General features: G+C 53.2%; 17 protein-coding genes and 1 tRNA gene. 4 read left to right on the forward strand and 14 right to left on the reverse strand.

Annotated elements, in window-relative coordinates:
- Nucleotides 1–166: 166 nt before the first annotated feature.
- From pabB to AU511_RS02755, 4 genes are all read right to left on the reverse strand, one after another.
- On the reverse strand, nt 167–2167 hold the full coding sequence (pabB, locus tag AU511_RS02745; protein WP_205756403.1) for an aminodeoxychorismate synthase component I: 2001 nt from the start codon (nt 2165–2167) through the stop codon (nt 167–169).
- Nucleotides 2160–2792: an anthranilate synthase component II gene (locus AU511_RS17515; RefSeq protein ID WP_205756405.1), complete on the reverse strand. Its 633-nt coding sequence runs from the start codon at nt 2790–2792 to the stop codon at nt 2160–2162. The genes pabB and AU511_RS17515 overlap by 8 nt, the downstream gene beginning before the upstream one ends.
- Nucleotides 2793–3972: 1180 nt before the next feature.
- Nucleotides 3973–4509: a hypothetical protein gene (locus tag AU511_RS02750; protein ID WP_094108692.1), complete on the reverse strand. Its 537-nt coding sequence runs from the start codon at nt 4507–4509 to the stop codon at nt 3973–3975.
- A 362-nt stretch (nt 4510–4871) separates the two neighbouring features.
- Entirely contained in the window at nt 4872–5756 is an 885-nt protein-coding gene (locus AU511_RS02755; RefSeq protein ID WP_094108693.1) for a LysR family transcriptional regulator, read from the reverse strand.
- 1493 nt (nt 5757–7249) lie between these two features.
- On the opposite strand from AU511_RS02755, the gene AU511_RS02760 reads away from it, so the two are divergent.
- Entirely contained in the window at nt 7250–8017 is a 768-nt protein-coding gene (locus AU511_RS02760; RefSeq protein WP_094108694.1) for an SDR family NAD(P)-dependent oxidoreductase, read from the forward strand.
- 248 nt (nt 8018–8265) lie between these two features.
- Here the strand turns inward: AU511_RS02760 and potF are convergent, their stop codons facing one another.
- The 6 genes from potF to AU511_RS02790 all read right to left on the reverse strand — a co-directional run bounded on the left by potF (nt 8266) and on the right by AU511_RS02790 (nt 15546).
- Entirely contained in the window at nt 8266–9378 is a 1113-nt protein-coding gene (gene potF, locus AU511_RS02765) for a spermidine/putrescine ABC transporter substrate-binding protein PotF (RefSeq protein WP_094108695.1), read from the reverse strand.
- Nucleotides 9379–9648: 270 nt separating this feature from the next.
- Nucleotides 9649–11130, reverse strand: coding sequence for an aldehyde dehydrogenase family protein (locus AU511_RS02770; RefSeq protein WP_094108696.1), 1482 nt, complete (start codon nt 11128–11130; stop codon nt 9649–9651).
- A 145-nt stretch (nt 11131–11275) separates the two neighbouring features.
- Entirely contained in the window at nt 11276–12121 is an 846-nt protein-coding gene (locus AU511_RS02775; protein WP_094108697.1) for a helix-turn-helix domain-containing protein, read from the reverse strand.
- A gap of 87 nt (nt 12122–12208) precedes the next feature.
- Nucleotides 12209–13606, reverse strand: a complete 1398-nt coding sequence (locus AU511_RS02780; RefSeq protein WP_094108698.1) for an FAD-dependent oxidoreductase — start codon at nt 13604–13606, stop codon at nt 12209–12211.
- A gap of 336 nt (nt 13607–13942) precedes the next feature.
- Nucleotides 13943–14019 (reverse strand) — tRNA-Val (locus AU511_RS02785).
- 153 nt (nt 14020–14172) lie between these two features.
- Nucleotides 14173–15546, reverse strand: a complete 1374-nt coding sequence (locus AU511_RS02790) for an MATE family efflux transporter (RefSeq protein ID WP_094108699.1) — start codon at nt 15544–15546, stop codon at nt 14173–14175.
- Between the two features lie 265 nt (nt 15547–15811).
- Between AU511_RS02790 and AU511_RS02795 the strand changes: the two genes are divergently transcribed.
- Nucleotides 15812–16459, forward strand: a complete 648-nt coding sequence (locus tag AU511_RS02795) for a riboflavin synthase subunit alpha (RefSeq protein WP_094108700.1) — start codon at nt 15812–15814, stop codon at nt 16457–16459.
- A 49-nt stretch (nt 16460–16508) separates the two neighbouring features.
- Here the strand turns inward: AU511_RS02795 and cfa are convergent, their stop codons facing one another.
- Nucleotides 16509–17660, reverse strand: coding sequence for a cyclopropane fatty acyl phospholipid synthase (cfa, locus tag AU511_RS02800; protein WP_094108701.1), 1152 nt, complete (start codon nt 17658–17660; stop codon nt 16509–16511).
- Between the two features lie 347 nt (nt 17661–18007).
- Nucleotides 18008–19033: an HTH-type transcriptional repressor PurR gene (gene purR, locus AU511_RS02805; protein WP_094099835.1), complete on the reverse strand. Its 1026-nt coding sequence runs from the start codon at nt 19031–19033 to the stop codon at nt 18008–18010.
- A 376-nt stretch (nt 19034–19409) separates the two neighbouring features.
- Here purR and cydH point away from each other — a divergent pair, with 376 nt between their 5' ends.
- Nucleotides 19410–19502 carry a cytochrome bd-I oxidase subunit CydH gene (gene cydH / locus AU511_RS17085; protein WP_099017386.1) on the forward strand — a complete coding sequence of 31 codons (93 nt, stop codon included), beginning with the start codon at nt 19410–19412 and terminating at the stop codon, nt 19500–19502.
- Nucleotides 19503–19621: 119 nt separating this feature from the next.
- Here the strand turns inward: cydH and AU511_RS02815 are convergent, their stop codons facing one another.
- The gene (locus AU511_RS02815) at nt 19622–20539 is read right to left on the reverse strand and encodes a C40 family peptidase (RefSeq protein ID WP_094108703.1); all 918 of its coding nucleotides are present in this window, start codon (nt 20537–20539) and stop codon (nt 19622–19624) included.
- Nucleotides 20540–20876: 337 nt separating this feature from the next.
- On the opposite strand from AU511_RS02815, the gene AU511_RS02820 reads away from it, so the two are divergent.
- Nucleotides 20877–21227 carry a Grx4 family monothiol glutaredoxin gene (locus AU511_RS02820; RefSeq protein ID WP_094099838.1) on the forward strand — a complete coding sequence of 117 codons (351 nt, stop codon included), beginning with the start codon at nt 20877–20879 and terminating at the stop codon, nt 21225–21227.
- A gap of 78 nt (nt 21228–21305) precedes the next feature.
- Here AU511_RS02820 and rnt read toward each other — a convergent pair whose 3' ends face one another.
- Nucleotides 21306–21980, reverse strand: coding sequence for a ribonuclease T (gene rnt, locus AU511_RS02825; protein ID WP_094099839.1), 675 nt, complete (start codon nt 21978–21980; stop codon nt 21306–21308).
- Nucleotides 21981–22057: the final 77 nt, after the last annotated feature.

The following is a 22057-nucleotide window of genomic DNA, read 5'->3' on the forward strand; positions in this document are numbered from 1 at the left end:
GGCGAGGCGCAGGAGACCCTGGGCTGGCGAAGGAGTCCTCGGCCAATGATGGCGGTTCGCTCAGACACTTCTTTGGAGGGGACGAATTGGCCGTCACCGGTAGCCAGTGGCGCGGCGGGCGTCGGCGCCGTGTCTGTCACCTGATAAATCCGCATGGTTGTCTGTGTCATCCCTGGCGTCTCCTGTAGCGTGTCCCGGCGCTGGCGTAGCCGGCGGCCTGATAAAATCGAGTCAGTTTTTCCAGCGCCGGATAGCCGTCCATCGGCAACGTGGCTTCTATCATCGGCCACCCTCGTCGTTGCGCTTCGCGATCCACCGCCGCCAACAACTGTTGCCCCAGACGCGCCGAGCGGTGATCGGGTGCGACCCATAGCTCCTGCAAAATGCCGTATTCGCTGCTGGCGCGCAGCGCGTGCACCCGGGAGACGGTGGCCAACCCGATAATCGCGCGGCTGAAGGGATCTTCGACCAGATAGGCAAAGCCAAAATCCGGGGAGGCGGTGATGCGGAGGGCGGCCCGGCGGGCGCCGTCGTGGGAAAACTGCGGCCCGGGTCCGCCCAGCTCTCGCAGTAGCTGATAGACCGCGTCCGTCATCGCCTGTGCGTCTTCCGGTTTGGCTAAACGCAGCAGCGCCTCAGCGGCAGGTGACTTGGCCGCTTCGCTGAATTCACCTGCAATCGTGAAAGGCGCATCAGCCTGACCGGTGACAGACTCGGCGATAGCGGCGAGCGGCGCCTGCGCTTTTAACAGGATTTCGTCGAACTCTGCGACAGGGTCGGACAGCGCGACGATAGCGCCTCCGCAGCCGACCGAGACACGGTCCGACGTACAGACGATGGTCCGTATGACAATGTTGAGATCCACGATGCCTGACAGCGACAGGTAGCCGATGGCGCCGGAATAAATGCCACGCGGAGCTTCTTCCATCGCATCGATGATCTCCAGCGTGCGGATCTTCGGCGCGCCGGTCATGGAGCCGCCGGGGAAGCAGGAGGCGATACAACTAAGCGCGGTTTCATTGGCCCCAAGACGGCCTTGAATGACGCTGACTAACTGGTGGACGGTGCGGTAGCTTTCGATATGCATCAGGCTGGGGACGTTGACGCTGCCGGGCTCGCAAACGCGGCCGAGATCGTTACGCATCAGATCGACAATCATGAGATTTTCGGCCCGGCTCTTCTCGTCCAGACGTAGCGCCTCGGCAATAGAGGCATCACGAACGGGATCGTCGTCTCGCGGCGAAGTGCCCTTAATCGGTTTGGTCTCTACGATGCGGTCGCGGTCGATGCGCAGAAAACGCTCGGGAGAGGAGCAGGCCACCGCCAGTTCCCCGAAGCGAAGATACGCGGCGTACGGCGCCGGGTTGCGGCGACGCAGTCGGCGGTACAGATCGAGTGGGTCAACATGGACCTGGGCGGAAATGTCATTAGTCAGGCAGACTTCATACGTTTCCCCGGCAGTGATTTGGGCCAAACACGCCTCGATGTTGGCCAGATAGGTCTCTCTACTCTGGCGCAACGCAAAGTTCACTGGAGGAGAAGCGGTGCCTCCCGTAAGGGGAGGGGCAGACGGCAGGTGGCTTAACGTTGCTTTCATCGTCTCGGCCCAGCCACGCGCCGCGTCCTCCTCCTGAGGGTGATAGAGGGCCACGACATACAGCCGTTTTTCGACGTGATTAAACGCCAAAAAGCGTGAGCAGAACAGAAATGCGGCGTCCGGATAAGGCGACGGGACCGATGGCACGTTGCAGGTCAGGGTTTTCAATTCATAGCCGAAATAGCCGACGTGGCCGCCGAGAAAAGGGATGTCGGGCAGCGTTTGCCGCTCGTCCAGAGTGAGCGAGGCTTGGCCCTGTTCCAGATAGTCGAAAATCGACAGCGTCAGCGTCTCCTCGCTGTTGTCGACGGGCCGAATAACTTGCACGGTCTGCCGTTGGGCATCGTAAAACGTGACGCTGGCATCGTGGCTCGAGGCGTCCCCCATAAAAGACCAGCGCGAAAGAGGGGGAGCAAGCAGGCTGCTGTCTAGCCAGAACGCGTAGTCGCTGCGGCCGTAAACGTGCACGAAAACGTCTTCGGCGTCGACGGTCAGCGGCAGTGGCTCGCACAGCAATGCGTAACATTCAGAGGTGGCGGGCGCGGGGGCGCGGTCTTGGTCTTTAAACATGTAAACCGTCCTTGTGTTGTGCAGTTTTTATCTGAAACGGGGTGATGTCGTCGGAGAGAAAGTTGTTGAAGAGTTCTCGGCCATACTCTGAGCAGATTGACTCTGGGTGAAATTGGACGCCCCAATGCGGCTGAGTACGGTGCCGCAGCGCCATGACGATGCCGTCCTCCGTCTCTGCGATCAGTTCCAGCTCATCGGGTAAGACGCTGTCGGCCACCAGAGAGTGGTATCGCGTGACTTCGAAGGTGTCGGGTATCCCGCTGAACAAGGGGGTGCCGTAATGTCGGATGCGCCGGAGGCGACCATGCATCGGTTCTGGGGCTGTAATGACGCGACCGCCGTGATGCAACGCCAGACATTGGTGGCCAAGACAGACGCCCAGCACCGGTACATCGGCATACGCCAAAATGTCCATTGAGCTGCCGACGTCTCGTCGCTGGTACGGCGTGCCGGGGCCGGGGGAAAGGATGATACGGTCATGGGGAATTTTATGAATTTCGCGCCAGGAGAGCGTATTCGGTAATACGAGAGCCTCCCGGCCATTCACCTCACCGACCATTTGCGCAATATTGAATGTAAAACTATCGAAATTATCGATGATAATAACACTTTTTTGATGACGCATCGTATATTCCTCCATGAAATAGAGAGCGGCTCAATATCAGCATATAAAAGGTTTTATCAATCTGGTTTGGGAACATGTAGTGTCAATCTTCAATAATGAGTCTTTATCACGACCAGACTATTTAATGCAAGATTTTCCTGGTGTGTTATTGATGTGTTCATCATTCGTTGTCTCAGTAGTGACAATATTCTCGCGATATTGGTTCGGGGTTAACGATGATATTTATTTCTAATTATTATGAGATATCGTGCATAATATGCGCGTTCGCGACCCAATAAGGAACGGTCTCGCTATTTATATTTTCCTGTTGATTTATAGTGTTTTTTTTATCGAAGCTAGGTGTAAGTAAAGATCACGTTTTAATGTATCAGTTGTGGGCGGTAAGAATGGATAGGCTATTGGGATTTCGGTATTCAAAGTCATCGCCCGTAAAATTCATAATGAGAATGACTTAGGGTAATCATGAATTAATTTTTAGGTAAAACTAAGGGTTATTTTTAGTCAGAAAAAGGTGCGTGATAATCACAAATTCATTTTCTGAGGAGGTGTCTGTTCTTGAATGGTTTTTTCGTTTTTTACAAAAAATGGCCATCGCGCTTTATTTGTTGGTTCAAGTTTTATCTAAAAGAGAGGCTTCATGTTTTACGTCACCGGTTCAATGGCTTTATTCGTACGTCACAATGAATAACGTAATTTCACTCATTGTATTGCCGCGCGTCTCTCCGTTACTCGAATGATGTGGAGTCTCGATTCCGTTTTCCTGACGTAGAATGTTGAGTCTTTTTCGATACTCAACAACGGCCTGGCTACATTTCTCTGTCTTATGAGGATGTCTATCAAATGACCGGGTTGTCCCTGAACGTGGGCTTCATCGGCGTGGTTGGCGCTCAGGTCGCATGTGAAGGCTCGCGACAACCCGGCAGGGGACGCTTTCGCTTAAGGCTTGGTCAAAAACGCTACTAGCTGAAAAGATGTTGAATGCAGGTTGTCGAGAGCACCTGCTGGCTGGTGGGTGGGTGGGGAATTCAGAGGGAGCGTCAGGTAAGAAAACGACGTTGACTCATGGGCGGCTTCGCCGACCTTGTCCTGCATCTTGGGTCCGCAGCTCTAGAGAGCGGTTCGTCAGATAACGCCCGATGGGGCTTGGGCGTGGTGTCATTAGCAACGTCTTGCTGTGCCGTTAGCGATTTTCCAGCCCGGCTTCTTGGCGTTTGGCGCGAATTTCGGCTTCGTTATCGCGTATATACTCACCCAGTTGCTCCAGCCCTGAGCGTACCTTCTGCCACTCGGCGGCATGCTGGGCTTTCGGCGTCACGGGGTTGGGGTGGGCGGCATCCCATGCCAGTGCTTGCTGGATTGAAGCAGACCAATTTTTGGGCGAACCGCCAGCCCATTCGTTGATGGTCTGTCCGAGCGTGGCGTTCAGAGAGGCCATCAGCGCGGGCTCGCCATCCGGCGGAAGATTGGGGTTAGCCAGCAGATAATAGCGAAAGCGCAGTTGGCCGATGTAAAACCAGGTGACGGCTTTATCACGTTCGCCAGCCTCATATAGCCGCTGGGCATACTGATAAAGTTCGCTGGGATGCGCCTGTGCGAGCTGTGCGTCGGTTTCCGATTGAACGGCAACGAGGACGGGGTTGATCTCAGCCGCGAAGGCGAGGGGGCAGACATTGGCGGATAGCGCCGTCAAAAACAGTAGGGTGCAACTCCGATTCATGGAAACTCCTGTCAGCGCCGAATCGGCGGGGTGGTCACGATGTGTGCGCGTCGAAACCTGGTGAGGTAGACATGCGATAAAACAGTAGCAGGATTTGTTATACGTCACACGAGCGCGTTTCAATGATGTTAACGTCGAATACCCTGTCAATGCTGTTGGGCTATGGTACAACGCGGCGTCCCGGTAAGCGTCCTATCGCGTTATTTGCCACGTCCGCGATGTCACTTTCCGCGGCCGTGAATCGCGGCATGAACGTTTACACCTATGCCTGCCGAATTAGGCCGCCGGCGGCCTATTTTATCTTTCCGTGCCTGCCTGGCAGGCGGAAGGCGCGACCGGCGGTACTGAGAAGTGCTGAAACCTCAGGGGACGTTATGGCACTCTTTGATCAGTTGAATGAAATGGCGCAGCTCATCCTCCTTTCGCTTGAGATAATAAATATACGACACCTCGGCGGGCTGATTGAGAAAGAGGGGACGAGTGGCCAAAGGAATATGACGGGATATTTCGAAGTTCATAAAAGAAGAGCAGGAGAATGAATAACCTTTACCCGCAGCGAGATATTCGATGACGTGCGAAAAGTCCGGGAAAATGTGCACTCTGGCGCGAGTATTCGCCATTCGACGGTGCTGGATAGTTTTTTCCAGAATGGGATGAGACAGCATCGATGAGTGAGCGACTAAATCCTCCTCGACGATCAGCTCCATAATATCCTCATATTTATCATTCACATTATGCGCACTGATAAGCATGCAACTGTCATTCATGAGAGCGAAGCAGGCAATACGCTCGAAGCTATCGACATACTTAGGACAGGAGGAGATGAAGAAGTCGAGCTCTTCCGATAACAGCTTATTTTTGAACTCGGTGTAGGAGTGCTGCATGCACAACAGGTTAATCCCTTTTTTTATCGAGTTCGAAAAGATGATTTTATAGAAACTGTCGTTGTAGGCGTCCGTCCCTATTTTCAGCTCACGAAAAAACTTTGTGTTTTTGGTGACCAGCTTGGTGATATTTTCCAAGCGCTCCCTGACGGGCAACAGCTGTCGATAAAATAAATCACCTTCTTTCGTCAGATTGATGCCTGAATTTGAACGATTAAACAGCCGATATCCGAGAGAGTCTTCGAGATCGCTAATACTTTTGCTCAGTGCAGGAGGGGTCACATGGATGCGTTCTGCGGCGGCTTTGAATGAGCCTAATTCCGATATCACGATAAAATGCTCAACTTTTTTTGAAAATATCATATACCACCTCTATGGGTTCCATAAAATACAACTCATCTTCCTAATTGATAAATGAAAAGTCTGTGGGTCTTATCAGACCAGGACCTCTCAGCGCCCAGAGCAAAAGAAATAGAAATACTGCGTCTTGGGGACGAATTTTTTAGTATTCGTGTTTTTTATTTCAATAGATTATGTGCTTTTGAAGGGTTTTATGATCATGATAATAATGAGAACAATATTCGATTTTTTTGGGCTTCATAACAGCGAATAAGAAAATATGTGTCTTTTTATTTCGTAATTCTTCTCGGTGGGTGTATCTCGCAGCGGCATTGGGAAATATCCTGATGTTCTATTTTGGTTAAAAATAAGTGAGCTTTATATTCTATACACTACTCTGAATCGATGGGCAAGCACTGTGCCGGATCAGAAATGGATGGCTTCCATGCTCAATATGTTAACCGGTATTTGGACCTGTGGAGAAGGGGATAAGACCGGTTCGCGGCGGCGCTATCGCCTGCCCCATCAGAAAATATGAGCATTGCGGCTCCCCGTCAGCGAACTGTTGTTCCCTATTTGGAAATGACTAAACGCAAGCGCGCTGGGGACGCGCTCGCGCATTGCAGCCCATTGCATGATGTCTGCTCTCTGTCGTGAATTTTGCGCCATCGCAATTTAATCCTGAACTTTTTTTCTTCATTTTGTGACGTGGCCCGGTGTTTGCTTATTTTTTAGAAAATCCAGTTCAATATCCAGGCTATTCGCCATCATGTCTTTTCTGTGTTTATCCGTTAATTTCGATAATGTCAAAAGAATAGAGGTGATTACGTCTGGTTTTATTAATAAAGATGGATTTGCTAACAAAGTCCGGGTGCAGTGGCTGTCATTATAAGTATGAATGGATTCAAGGCCAGACGTTTATTTGAGCCGCGTTGAAACTTTTATTTTTTAGAAACTGATGTGAGTTATTTTGTAATTAATGAAAAATAGCACATGCCCAATATAGACAAAGGGCAGATATCGAAATAGCCCGGGCCATAATGGGTTATCGATTGTTGGGGTTTGGATATTGCCAGCGTTTATTTTCGGTGAGACGGTGGTCCGAGGGGCGCTTCATTTAATCATCAAGGGGGCGATATTGAAAACGTCATAGTGTCGTCTTGATTTTTTCTCAGACAGAACAGGCGAATGGGCCGATGTCTACCGGCAGCCTCACGCTTCGCGGCCTCAGGATAGGCGGCGTTTGATGCGGTGCACGATCGCGATCCGCTACCTAGACTGTAATAAGAACGGAACGCATTACTGCCGTGAGCCACGCTGCCGAAGGGGCTTTCCGCATGCGAGGGCTTGCTGCCCATGGGGCTTCAACGTCCCTTATCCGTTGCGGGCACGGCCTCGCCGTCGACCTGTCATGAACATTCACCGTCTCACATGGACGGCGTCAATACGGTTGATGGCGAAGGGCCGGCAGAATGCATTCATTATGTGACTCAAACACGCAAATTACAGGAGATATCATGAGCGTAAATACTCACCACGATCGGCGTCTGGCAGGCAAAGTCGCCATCATTACGGGTGCGGCGAAAGGTATCGGACGCGCGACGGCGGAACTCTTTGCCGCACAGGGCGCTCAGCTAATGCTCGCCGACGTAGATGCTGCTGGGGTCAAGGACCTGGCCGCCCGCCTGAGCGAGAGCGGCAATAAAGTCACCGCCCAGGCCTGTGATGTCCGGCATGAAGATGATATTCGCCGCACGATCGATGCCACTCTCGCTGAGTTCGGGCATATAGATATTCTGGTGGCCAATGCCGGTATTATCCCGGAAGCCACGCTGGAAGAGGCGACCGCGGAACTGTGGGACGAGACGTTTGCCGTTGATGCGCGCGGCATGTTCCTTTCGGCAAAATACGCCGCCAGCGAGATGGTGAAGGCGGGCAAGGGCGCCATCGTCTTCCTCTCGTCTATTTCCGCCGCCGGGGGGCAGCCGGGGCAGGCCGTCTATGGCCCCGCGAAATTTGTGGCGTCGGGCTTGACCAAACATCTGGCGATTGAACTGGCGGGGAAAGGGGTTCGCGTTAACGCCGTGGCGCCGGGGACAATTGATACCCCGGCCGTGGCCGGTCTGACCAAGGAGGGTATTGAAAAAGTGGTGGCGATGCATCCGCTGGGACGCATGGGAAAACCTGAAGAGATCGCCTGGGGGATTTTATTTTTGGCGTCCGATGAGGCATCGTTCATCACCGGTGCCGTGCTGCCGATAGACGGCGGGTTCCTCGCGCAGTAGGGGGATATAAAACGGCTCGCTCGGGCGGGTGTGCCGCGTCTCAACCAAAGCCTCGTTTCCCTCGGGATGCGAGGCTTATTTTGCGCGCCACCCATGAACCGCCCTTGCAATTTACTGAGTAGCTAAGAGTGGCGACCGTTTCAACGCTCTGCGTTATTTTGAGTGTCAGGTAAGCGGTTATGCTGCCGCGATAACCGCTTACCTGCCCGCATTGCAGGGCGCAACGTCGCAGGGGGATCCTGGATGCGTTATTTTCCGCCGCTTTTCACGCGCGTCCAGGCGCGGGTACGGGCGCGGTCGAGTTTGGGTGACTTGTCCATGGTGATAAAGAGTTTGGCGCGGATAGCATCCGATGGATAAATGCCCGGATTATTACGGACCTCTTCGCTTAACAGCGGCAACGACGCTTTATTGGCGTTGGCATAGAACACGTGATCGCTGATTTTGGCCATGACGTCCGGACGCATGAGGTAGTTAAGGAATTGATAGGCTTCGTCGACATTTTTGGCATCGGTCGGGATGGCGAAAGTATCGAACGTCACTTGAGCGCCTTCCTTCGGAATACTGTAGCGGATATTGACGCCGTTCTTGGCTTCCTCGGCCCGTTGCGCTGCCTGTAACACATCGCCAGACCAGCCGATAGCGACGCAGATATCGCCGTTAGCCAGATCGTTAATGTACTGCGACGAGTGGAAATAGCGGATAAAGGGACGTAGTTGCAGCAAGAGATCGGCTGCCGTTTGGCTGTAGTCCTTCACGTTTTCACTGTTAGGATTTTTGCCCTGATAATTAAGTACCGCGGCGAAAACGTCATCCGGCGCATCCAGGAACGAAACCCCGCAGCTTTTCAGTTTTTCCAGATTTTCCGGTTTGAACACCAAATCCCAGCTGTCGACCGGCGCGTCTGCGCCCAGCACCGCTTTTACTTTATCGACGTTATAACCGATGCCCGTGGTATTCCACAGGTAGGGAACCGCATATCGATTGCCCGGGTCGTGTTGTGCGACCAGTTTCATCAGGTCGGGGTCGAGATTTTTGGCATTTGGCAACTGGCTCCAGTCCAGTGGGCGAAAAACGCCTGCGGTGCGAAGACGCGCCATAAAACTGTCCGACGGCACCACCAGATCAAACCCGGTGCTGCCGGCCATCAGTTTACCCTCCAGCACTTCGTTGGAGTCGAAAACGTCGTAGATGACCTCAATGCCACTTTCTTTCTGGAAATTTTCCAGCGTATCCGGGGCAATATAATCAGACCAGTTGTAAATGTGCAGTATCTTCTCTTGTGCGGACGCGGAGGCGGAAACAGCCACCAGCAAGCCCGCAACCGCGTGAAAAACCCTTTTGATATTGTGGGTGAACATCCGTTGCTTCCTCCTATCGCGAGTGAATGAGCCATTAAAGATCGGGAACGAGAATGTTTAACGTTGTACGAAGACGGTTTTCAGGAAGTGGACTATCACACGCCCTATAGCAAACAGGGCGCTTTAGCGAAAAATAAAATATAAGACATTGTTTTAATTGATATTTATAAAACAAATTGCCGGTGATGAAAAATAGGAAAAACAGATGTCAGAGGTAGAATGAAGTCGGCTAATGCCGCCCGAATGACACGATGCCTTGAGCTCGGGCAATCACCCCTGATCCTTGAGATACCACCCCCACGCCTCTTCGCTGACATATTCCGTAATCTGTTTCGTTTCCAGATAGTTGTCGAACCCCCAACGGCCCAGTTCGCGGCCTATGCCGCTTTGCTTGTAACCGCCCCAGGGGGCTTGCGTGAATGTGGGCTGCGAGCAGTTCACCCAAACAATGCCCGCGCGTAACGCCCGACTGACGCGTCGGCAGCGTTCTGCCTCTGTAGACATTACCGCCGCGGCAAGTCCGAAACGGCTGTCGTTTGCTTGTTTCACCGCGTCTTCTTCAGCGCGAAAGCGCCGAACGGCCAGGACGGGGCCAAAAACTTCTTCCGTCCACAGCGCGCTTTCCAGCGGAGTGTCTACAAAAATGGCCGGTTCGATAAACCAGCCCTGCGTGAGATGATCGGGGCGTTCACCACCGCAGACCAGACGCGCGCCTTCCCGTTTGCCGCGTTCAATCGCCTGAAGCACTTTCTGGTATTGTTCGCCGCTGACCAGCGGACCGAGCTGTACGCCTTCCTGCAGACCGTCACCGATACGAATGTTTCGGGTGGCCTCAATTAATCGCTCGATCAGACGTTCATAGAGGCCATCTTGCACCAACAGGCGCGATGTCGCGGAACAGACTTGTCCCTGATTCCAGAAAATGCCAAACAAAATCCACTCGACGGCGGCGTCGATATTGGCATCATCGAAGACGATAAATGCCGATTTCCCGCCCAATTCGAGACTGACGTTTTTGATATCCTGTGCGGCCGCCTGCATGATTGCGCTGCCCGTCGGCACACTGCCGGTGAAGGCCAGTTTGTCCACGCCCGGATGACGGGACAGGGGCGCGCCCGCTTCACCGCCCAGACCAGTGACGACGTTGAGGACGCCAGCCGGCAACCCGGCCTCGTCAGCAATGGCGGCGAGTTCCAGCGCACCCAATGGCGTCAGCTCAGAAGGTTTGAGCACGGCAGTACAGCCTGCGGCCAGCGCCGGAGCGACTTTCCAGGCCGCCATCAGCAGGGGGTAATTCCAGGGGATGATCAGACCGGCGACGCCCAGCGGCTCGCGCACGACACGGCAGGTAAAACGGGGGTCTGGCAGAGAAATGCTCTGTTGTTCTTCGTCCAGTTCCTCGGCCAGTGATGCGTAGTACTCAAAGCACCCGACGGCATCCTCGATATCCCACACGGCTTCCGCCAGTGGTTTGCCGTTGTCTTTGACTTCGAGCTCGGCCAGTGCGCGTTGACGTTGACGCAAGAGGTCCGCCATCGCGCGGAGGTAAACCGCGCGTTCTTTTCCGCTCATTCGCGGCCAGGGACCGTCATCGAAGGCGCGTCTGGCGGCCGTTACCGCCTTTTCGATATCGTCGGGCCCGGCTGCGGCGACCGTGCTGATGAGCGCCTCGGTCGACGGATTGACGACCGCCAGACGCTTGTTTTGCGTGGCCGCCTGCCATTGTCCATCAATATAAAGCTGATCATGCATGGTGTTTTTCTCCCGGGTGACGATGAAATTCCGTTAAGCGGTTACAGCGACCGCTTGCCAAAAGAGGGCGGTCTCGCTGGTCGGCCGTGCGCGTTGTAAGTGGATGACGCCAGCACACGTGTGAAGGTCCGTCGCAGGGATCGGGTCAATCCGCTTTTTCGACGATTCTCTGCTGCAAGTAAGATTTGGGCGAAAGTCCGGTCTCCTCTCTAAAGCAGCGGTAAAAGGTCGAAAGGGAGTGAAAGCCTGCCGCTTTGGCATCATCGTCAATGCGTTTGGACGAATATCTGCCGTCATTCCACTGCGTTAACACATGGCGAAGCCGGAGCCGGTTGAGATATTGATAAAAACTACAGCCCATGACGTGATTGAGAAGAAACGAAATCTGATTGCGGGTGTAGCCCGTGGCGGTCGCGACCTGAACCAGATTCAGATCCGCATTTAAATGGGGGCGCTGTTGGGTGAAATACTGCTGAATGTCGTCAGCCATGATACTTAGCTGGCGGGCCGAGAGCCCCAGTCGTTGGGAAGCGGCACGGTGGTCCAGCTCGCTCGGGGAGCCTTTCCCCTGCGGTTGAGAGAGTAGGGACGCGTATTCATTGACGCGGGTAATCACGCCATCGCAGACCGTCACCACCTCGCAACAGCAGATAATGACCCGGCTGTCGCTGCCGCTGAGCGGGGTTTGATATTGCAGGGTTGCCGTATCGCCATCGACGCGCAGGCGATCGGTATAGTGAAGCGTGTCTTCCGCCGTCGTTGAAAGACAAGCACTCAGATAATCGCGTAGCGCTTCGGGAGTGATGCGGCATCCCTGAAAAAAGTCGTTGTACTCGACCGTCGGAGAGTACAAGGCGAGAAGCCCATCCAGGTCGCGCTGCCACCAGGCTTCGTAATAACGCATCATGACTTGCTGCGTGTGATGATTCGCCGTTTCGGGTGAATAGAGGGCTGTCGTTAATCGTTCAGGGGTGCGTAAGTCATCATCCATAATCTATCCCATTGCAGATTCTTTCACAGAGAACCTAACCGATATCAGAAAAAAACGCCGCCGTTTTTTGACATCTGTCAGGTACCGTCAGGAGTCGAAGCCGATACCCAGAGCATCGAAGGTTTTCAGCAGCATATTGCGATGCCCATCCCGGTCTTCCCGGGCCAAAGATCGGATCGCGGCCTGTACGCCGGCAAAACGCAGCGGTTCAGGGGGAAAGTGGATCGGCGCGCGGGACAGCATACGTAACTCAGTGCGGGGTGTTTTTTCGCCAGCGAGCTGGTCCAGCATATTCAGCGCGGCAAAACGACAAGCGGAGACGCCGAGTCCGGTATAACCCAACGCGTAGGCGATCTTGCCGTCGGCTTCACAGCCGGTAAACATCGTCGTGCGAGCGGATGTGTCGATGATCCCCCCCCAGGCGTGGCTGAAGCCGATGTCCTGAATGGCCGGGAAAACGTCGCGGAACTGTTCGGCCAGACGGTTGAACGTTTCGGGACGTTGTGTCAGCGATTCGTCCCGGCGGCTGCCGTAATGGTAGACCGCATCATATCCGCCCCACAGGATGCGGTTGTCTGCCGTTTTGCGGAAATAGTGAAACTTATTGCCGCTGTCGGAGATGCCGTAACGTCCCGTCCAGCCGATATCGGCTAATTGTGCGTCGCTCAATGGATGTGTAACCAGTACGTAGTCGTAGACAGGGATGACCGTCGACGCCAGATGACGCAGCAGCGGCACGGCAATGTTCGTCGCGAGGACAACCTGTTTGGCCAGCACTTCTCCTGAAGCCGTCCGCAACCGGACGTCGCCGCCGTGTTGCGTCAACGCTTTCACCTCACTGTTTTCATACAGTTCGATGCCCTGCGACAGACAAACCCGATGTAATTCGCTCACCATTTTGGCGGGGTTCACCATGGCGTAGTTCGATTCGAACAGGCCCGCGCTATAGCGGGGAGAGTTCAGCTTCTCGGCCAGGCTGTCGCCTTCCAGCCATTCGCTTTCCAGGCCGAAGCGTTGGTAATCCTGCTGCATGGAACGCAGCCCTTCAATTTGCCAGGGCTGGCTCGCCAGATTCAACTGACCGGTGAGCTCGAACTCGATCTCCATGCCAAATTCATGAAGGTCCGCTTCCAAATCTTTCAGATTGGTCTTGCCTAATTCGATGATTTTTCTGGCTTCTTTAGGCCAGCGATTCAGTGCGATGGAGACCCCATGGGAGATGCTGGGAGAGCAGAAGCCGCCGTTGCGGCTGCTTGCCTCGGAGCCGCAGCGCCTGGCTTCAATAATGACGATCCTTTTTTCAGGCCACCTGCGGCGGGCCAATAACGCCGTCCACAGACCGGTATAGCCGCCGCCGACGATGGCAAGATCGCAGCTGATGCTGTCTTGCAGCGAAGGGGCGGGCGCCCCGGCGGTAATGGTATCCAGCCAGAACGGATAAGGTTTTACGTTAACAAATGCTTCTGGATTTGAATAAGTGGTCATGGGCGGCTCCTGAAACACAACGAATCTTGGTCTCTTTGCGCTGAGTCTAAACACGGCCAAAAATGAAACATAGACCGCGGCTTTCCGTGCGGGTCCGCGAGAAAAAATAGCCTGATAGGCGATCGGGTGAATGTTGAGAAAGGGAGGTGAAAATAGCGATTAAAAACAGAGAATTAATTTGGGTATGCCCAGCAAAGGTGTTGTGGCGCTCATAGGACCGTAATCCGGAACCTGTTGAAGGTCGGTCGTTTTTCGATAGGACGTATCAAGTCTTGAGAAGAGTTCGGAGAGTCACAAAAACAAAGGTTGAAACGTATCGGGAAGGAGAAGCAGGAATGGTGCGTTCTAATGGACTCGAACCATCGACCCCCACCATGTCAAGGTGGTGCTCTAACCAACTGAGCTAAGAACGCATGCCTGAAACACTGCTGTCAGTGCGACAACGGGGACGGATATTAACGACCTGAATGGCGGCTGGCAAGGGGCAATTATACTAAATTGCCGCCTTGCCGGTTCGATTGACGAGCTTATATCCAGTTCGGCGTTTTTTTCATCATTTCAGTGAGTTAATGCTCAGAACGCGCCAGCGTGACCGCGGCTGGTTGGTTTTGCACCCAGCGAATACGCAAGCCCATCATGATGGCGGAGGCGGTCAGGCCAATGATGAATCCGCACCAGAATCCTGCCGGCCCCATCGGCGCAACCAATCTATCCGTCAGCGCCAGTAGGTATCCTGAAGGCAGGCCGAGCACCCAATAAGCCGTGAAGGTGATGAAGAAGATAGCGCGGGTATCTTTGTAGCCACGCAATACGCCGCTGCCAATGACCTGAATGGCATCGGACACCTGATAGATGGCGGCGAGCAGCATGAGATGCGCCGCCATCGCCACGACCAGTGGATTGTCGTTGTAAAGCAAAGCGATGGGCTCACGCAGTATCACGGTGAAAATCGCTGTGCAGCATGCCAGCGCGACGCCGCAAAAAAGACTGGTGCGTGCGGCGATGCGGGCATCGGCCACCGAACCTTCCCCAAGTCGGTGTCCTACTCGGATGGTGGCGGCGACGCCCAGCGACATCGGCAGTACAAACATCAGCGAGCTGAAGCTAAGCGCGATCTGGTGACCGGCAACATCAACAACGCCGAGAGGCAGGACCAGCAAGGCGACGACCGCAAACAGGCTGACTTCAAACAGCATCGCAAGCGCGAGAGGCAGTCCGAGGTTGAATAGCCGTTTGATGACGGGCCAGTCGGGACGCAGGGGCGTGGCATGGCTGCTAATGCTTTGTATCCAGCGCGCTCGGTGCAGATAGCCCGCCAGTAACAACAGCATTATCCAGTACACCGAGGCGGTGGCGACGCCACAGCCAACACCGCCCAATTCGGGCATGCCCAGCGTTCCGTGAATAAACACGTAGTTGATAGGAATATTGACCAGCAGGCCAATGAAACCGACGATCATCCCCGGTTTGGTTTTGGATAACCCTTCGCACTGGCTGCGCAGTACCTGGAAAAACAGATAGCCGGGAACGCCCCAAAGCAGCGCGCGCAGATAGCCGACGGCTTTTTCTGCCAGCTCCGGCGAGTCGTTATGCATTAGCTGAATCACCTTGTCGCCTTGATAGAGCACAAGCATGGTGACGACCGAGATCATGGCGGCCAGCAGAAAAGCCTGCTGCCGCTGATGCGCAATGCGTTCACGTCGGCCTGAACCATTGAGCTGGGCCACGACCGGCGTTAACGCCATCAGCAGGCCGTGGCCAAACAGAATGACTGGCAACCAAATCGACGTTCCAACTGCGACCGCCGCCATATCGGTAGCGCTGTAGGAACCGGCCATGATGGTGTCAACGACACCCATGGACGTTTGTGAGACCTGGGCAATGATGACGGGGATCGCTAGCGCCAACAGCTGACGCGCTTCCGTGAGATACTTTTGCACGCTAACACCTTTATGAAGATCGACAGTTCGCCACACTAGATGACGCCATCATCCTATTTTTTGGGAAAAAGTGGCACATTGTAATGTGTTAAGGCTCTATTACCAATAACTTGTCTATTTACACGCGGTGATTTCAGTAGTTAAATCTTTCAGGCTAACTACCCACATCACACGATATCGTGCGAACTGACGGTAGCGTTTTTGTTGGTGATTTCAAGCCAGCAACATTCAACAGACGAGTTTGATTTGTAAAGAGGCAGAATCCATGTTTACTGGTATCGTTCAGGGCACCGCGCCGGTGGTATCTATTGATGAAAAAAACAACTTCCGCACTCATGTTCTGCAACTGCCCCAAGCGCTGCTGCCGGGGTTGCAGATTGGTGCGTCTATCGCCAATAACGGGTGCTGTTTAACCGTGACGAAAATCGATGGCGACTATGTTAGTTTCGATATCATGAAAGAGACGTTGCGTTTAACCAATCTGGCGGATCTGCAGGTCGGTTCTTGGGTCAACGTAGAGCGCGCCGCCAAATTTGGTGATGACGTCGGGGGGCATGTGATGTCCGGCCATATTATGTGCACGGCGGAGATCGTGAAGATTCTCACCTCGGAAAACAACCAGCAGATTTGGTTCCGCCCGGCGGACGAAACGCAGATGAAGTATATCCTGCACAAAGGATTTGTCGGTATCGATGGGATCAGCCTGACGGTGGGTGAAGTGACGAAAAGCCGCTTCTGCGTGCATCTGATCCCCGAGACGTTGCAGCGTACGACGCTGGGTAAAAAACGACTGGGCGAGCACATCAACATCGAAATCGATCCGCAGACTCAGGCGATTGTCGACACCGTCGAACGCGTTCTGGCGAATCAGAACCTTTCCCTGTCCGTGGTTCCTACGCCTTCCCAAGCCTGATCGCGGTTGCAGGTTGGCGAAACCCGATGGATTCCGCCAACCTTGACTGTCAACGTGGCGCGCGAATTCCGCCTTCCACGCCATTGGTGCTGAACAACACCTGCCATAACTGGATATTCCGCGCCCGGAAGGCGCCCGCGCAGGCGTTCAGGTAATAGCTGAACATCCGCTGGAAACGTCCGGAATAGGCGCTGGCCAACTCCGGCCAGTGCTTCTGAAATCGCTCATGCCAGGCCATTAGCGTGCGGTCATAGTCGGCCCCGAAATTGTGCCAATCTTCCATAATCATGTGACGCTCGCTGGCGTGCGCAATGTGTTGCACGGACGGCAGACAGCCGTTGGGGAAAATATAGCGGTCAATCCACGGGTCAACGGACAGGTCGGTTTTATTCGCGCCGATGGTGTGCAATAGAAACAACCCCTTGGGCTTCAGATTTTTGCGAACGACGCGGAAGTAGGTGTCGTAATTTTTTGGCCCGACGTGTTCGAACATGCCGACGGAGACAATGCGGTCAAACTGGCGGTCTAAATCGCGATAATCTTCCAGCAGGATGGTGACGTCCAGATCCCGACATCGCTCCTGCGCCAGTCTTCGCTGTTCCCGCGAGATTGTCACCCCGGTGACGGAGACCCCATAGTGCCTTGCCGCGTATTCAGATAATCCCCCCCAGCCACAGCCAATATCGAGTAGGGTCATACCGCGTTTCAACTGCAGTTTTTCGCAGATCATGCGCAGTTTGTTTTCTTGGGCCTGCTCCAGCGTTTCGGCTTCTTTCCAGTAGCCGCATGAGTACTGCATGTAAGGGTCAAGCATGAGTGAGAAAAGGTCATTGCCGAGATCGTAATGCTCTTTTCCGACGATCCAGGCTCGTTTTTTGGACTGTAGGTTGGTGAGGCGGGCGATGAGAACGCGGGCGATATCACTAACATGCTTGGGGAGCTTGTTATCAAGTCCCGCTCGGAGTACGCGGTGGAAGAAGATATCGAGTCTTTCACATTCCCACCAACCGTCCATGTAACTCTCTCCCAGACCGAGAGAACCTTCCCGCAACACGCGTTTATAGAGATCAGGATTCTTGACCTGAATATCGAACGGACGCCCGCCATTGATAGCGATATCCGCCGAGGACAACATTTCTTTCACAATTTGGAACCAGGACGTGTTATGGATGTCCAGTTCCTCCATACAAGATGAACTCATAACCTCTCCCTATCTTGCTGTTAGCGAACATCGCAAGAAACAGCCTAGACAAAATAACCTGCAGAAGGTGTCGGTGGACGTGATCCATCGTCTATCCCCCGAAAAAGGGACTGGGGGAAATTAAGAGAAAAGCCGGTACGAAAGGCATCTATCCGTGCCACAAAAGCCAGAGTAGGCAACATGTTATATCGACAGGATAGCAAACTGCTCAGTATGTCTTGTTCGTAGGTTATTGTCTTATAAGACAGGGACAAGTTTATGACTGCTTCAACCAGGGTACAAGCTTTAAATGGCTGAAGCAGGGGAAAAGGTGGGGGTAATTATTTCAATCGAAATAGATGTAATCACTAACGGCGATAATCTCGGAATGGGCCGTCAGCCACGGATCGACGCTCGATTAATCGAGGATGTACCTCAATCACCTGAGACGTTTCCCGTTTACTGGTAATTCGGTCCAACAGCATGGCAAAGGCGGATTGCCCCAACCGTTCTTTCGGCTGATGAATGGTGGTCAGCGCCGGGGTGAAATAGCGTGAATGACGTACGTTATCATAGCCGATGATAGAGATATCCTGCGGCACGCGCAGACCAAGCTCGTCTGCCGCGCAGAGCGCGCCCATTGCCATGATATCGCCGCCGCAGAATACCGCGGTTGGCCGATTTTTCTGCGCCAATATCTGATGCATGGCTTTGTAGCCGGACTCAGGTTCAAAGTCACCCTGCACGACCCACTCTTCACGGAGTTCGATGCCGGCTTTGTCGAGCGCTTGTTTGAAGCCCAGATAACGTCCGCTACCGGTATTACGCTCCTGTAACCCGGGGATCGCCCCGATATCGCGATGGCCGCGTTCAATGAGGTATTGTGCAGCGAGGTATCCACCTTCGAAAGCATTATCAATGACGGTGTCGGTGAAGTCGCTGTGCGCCTGTCCCCAGTCCATGACGACCATGGGAATATGGCGATAACCCTCCAGCATCGTCAGGAGCTCGGGTGGGTATTCCGCACACATGACCAGCAGCCCGTCCACGCGTTTTTGCGCCAGCATGGCGAGATAGGCCCGCTGTTTGTCTAGATCGTTATGGGAGTTGCAAAGAATCAGCGTATAGCCTTTGGCGTAGCAGCTGTTTTCGACGGATTCGATAATCTCGGCGAAATAGGGCGCCTCGCTGGATGTCGCCAGCAGTCCGATAGACTTGGTGTTATTGACTTTCAGGCTGCGCGCGACAGCGCTCGGAGAATAATGCAGTTCGTCAATGGCAGCGCGAACGGCGGCTTTGGTTTCTTCGGCGACGAATCTGGTCTTATTAATGACGTGGGATACGGTCGTGGTCGAAACGCCAGCACGTTTTGCCACATCTTTAATCGTTGCCATCTAAATGACTCCTAAACCTACTTCCTGCAGCAGTAAGTAACTTGTTAATCGTTTGCCTGCGCGAATTCGTCTCTTTCTGAAGATGAGTGTATTTCAGAAGGAGGGGTGTCGACGGATATACCTGAAGATAGGAAATGATGCTCGACCAACGGAGTTCGTACAGCAGTAAACCGGCAATTCTGTCCGATCCCGCCGAAAAGTGAAAGCGTTAATTCTACTCCTTTAACGATAAATGGACGTTATTGGTGAAATGGAACAGAAAGGTCACTTTCTCATAACATAATGTTCATCATTTGGGTGCTGGCAGCTATCAGTTCCTCTATACTGAAACGGTATAACGGCCTTGAGGGTTGTTCTGAAAATAAAGGGGAGAGTTATGGATACTAATTTGAAAATGTCGTTGTTGACGACTGTCGCGGCATTGGCGGTAATTATCGCCTTCAGTTTTACCGCGGTATTTGGCGCGTAAGCCATTCCGCCAAGGTTTGCGCCCGCTAAAAATCCTTCTCATGAGCACATCGCAAAAAAAAGGGACTTCTGTCCCTTTTTCTATCTCGTCATTGCGTAGATTAGAAACATGGCTGCAATTTATCTGACTGTCTGTGGCATGACCACCCGACGCGCCCCAATGTAATGTTCTTGCCAATAATCTTCGCTGAGTTTGCTTATTTTGATATCTGAACCGGCGCGTGGAGACTGAATGAATCGTCCGTTTCCAACATAAACGCCTACATGGTCGGCCGTACCGCGGTGGTTGATGCGGAAGAAGACCAGATCGCCGCTTTCCAACTCGTTTTTCTTGATAGGCGCGGCATCACGCAAATGAAACATCTCATTGGCGGTACGGGGAATCGGAATCTTCACAATATCTTTGTAGGCGTAATAGACCAACCCGCTGCAATCGAAACCGGTGTACGGTGATGAGCCGCCCCAGTGGTAAGGTTTGCCAATTTGACTCATCAGCTTGTTGAGCGCGGTGACTTTTGCGCGTTGAGAGCGGAGCTTATGGGCTGCGCTTAATGTCAGGCCACGTGGTTCGTTGACGTCATCATTTCTAGTACGAGTAACACGCGCGGCAGTCGATTTCTCTTCATTCATTCGAACTGTGCGGCCCCGTTTTGGCGTTCTATTAGTCAGCGTGGGTTGACCGCGGGATAGCCGTTTGACGGTCTTGGGCGTGGATTGACGGAAAGTGGCGTCTCTATGTGAAAAAGAGTGGGCTACGGTCGGTATGCGTTTTACGCTGCGTTTGATCTTTTTGTCGTTGTCGGCGTCAGCGGCAGTTTTAGTGTTGAGTGGTTTACTGCGGATTTTTTTCTTGTCTTGTGAGGTCATTCCTGACTTTTTAGCGTTTTTGGTTTCTTTGTTTTTCTTCGTATTAACTGCGTCTGAGGGATCGACTGTGGATTTACGGGATGTTATCGCCGGATCATGGGGGGCAGATATCGCCTGGCTGAAGACCAAGCTACTAAAAACCAATACGAAAAAAGTAGTAAGTAAACGCATAATAGTCTGACCGATGGGTGTTCTTAATCGTCCGGTATCCACAGTATTCCTCAGATCAGCATGATGACAAAGCGCGAAAAAGCAGTTAATGGGTACAGAATAGTGAAAAATCGTTAATGCGTGTTTTTTTCTCCGGATTAAAGCTGATTTTTGTAGTTGATTTAACCGGTTATCGTTTCTAAAAACCATCCGGCGATAACCTTACAAAAGATGGCGTTTTTTGTGGTTATCGCTATCGTTAAAATGTGTCAGAGTAGCTGGGTGAGCGTATGCCCTGTACTGATGCTATGGCTAGTGGCTTATCACCAGCCATCACGTGCTTTAAGGAAGCAATAGAATGACGACAACGACAATTGAAAAAATCCAGCGTCAAATCGCTGAAAACCCGATTCTGCTGTACATGAAAGGTTCCCCGAAACTGCCGAGCTGTGGTTTTTCTGCTCAGGCGGTTCAAGCGTTGTCGGCATGTGGCGAGCGTTTTGCTTATGTCGATATCCTGCAGAACCCGGACATCCGTGCGGAACTGCCGAAATATGCCAACTGGCCGACATTTCCTCAGCTGTGGGTTGACGGCGAGCTGGTGGGCGGTTGCGATATCGTGATCGAAATGTATCAGAGCGGCGAGTTGCCAAAACTCATCAAAGAAACGGCTGAAAAATATAACGCTCAGCAGCCGGGTCAAGAGTAAGCAAAGGGCTTGGACTGACGCGGGAGCTGACCGCGTGTCCGGCGCTGTTCAGGGCGGCTTAGGCCGCCCTGATTATGTCTAGCGATGAACCACCGCGGTATTGTCTTCTTCGGACTCGTTCAGCGCCAATGGCCATCCGCCCAATTTTTTCCAGCGATTAACCAGTTCGCAAAACAGCAGCGTGGTGCGTTGAGTATCGTATAGCGCCGAATGCGCCTGCGAGGAATCAAAGGGAATTCCGGCGGTGATACAGGCTTTGGCCAGCACCGTTTGGCCGACAACCAGCCCACTCAACGCGGCGGTATCGAAGGTAGCGAAAGGGTGGAAAGGGTTGCGCTTGAGGCTGCAACGCTCGGCCGCGGCCATGAGAAAGCTGTGATCGAAAGTGGCATTATGCGCCACGACGATAGCGCGATTACAACCTTGATCTTTAATGCCTTTACGCACCATTTTGAAAATTTCGTGCAGCGCGTCGTACTCTTTGACGGCGCCGCGCAGCGGATTACTGGGATCGATGCCGTTGAAGGCCAGCGCTTCGGGCTGCAGGTTCGCGCCTTCGAAAGGTTCCACATGGAAATGTAGCGTCTGGTCCTGCTGTAACCAGCCGTTGTCGTCCATTTTCAGTGTGATGGCTGCAATCTCAAGCAGCGCATCCGTTTTAGCATTGAATCCTGCGGTTTCCACGTCGATCACGACAGGATAAAACCCGCGAAAACGGGCGCTCAGTGCGTTCAGATTAATTTTCTCGGCCATCAGTCTCTTTTCTTTAGCAAAAATGCAGTGCGTATTATGGCAAATTTTTGAAGGGGATGCAGTAATGCAGAGGTGAC

The organism is Lonsdalea iberica (genome assembly GCF_002111585.1).
Taxonomy (GTDB): Bacteria; Pseudomonadota; Gammaproteobacteria; order Enterobacterales; family Enterobacteriaceae; genus Lonsdalea; species Lonsdalea iberica.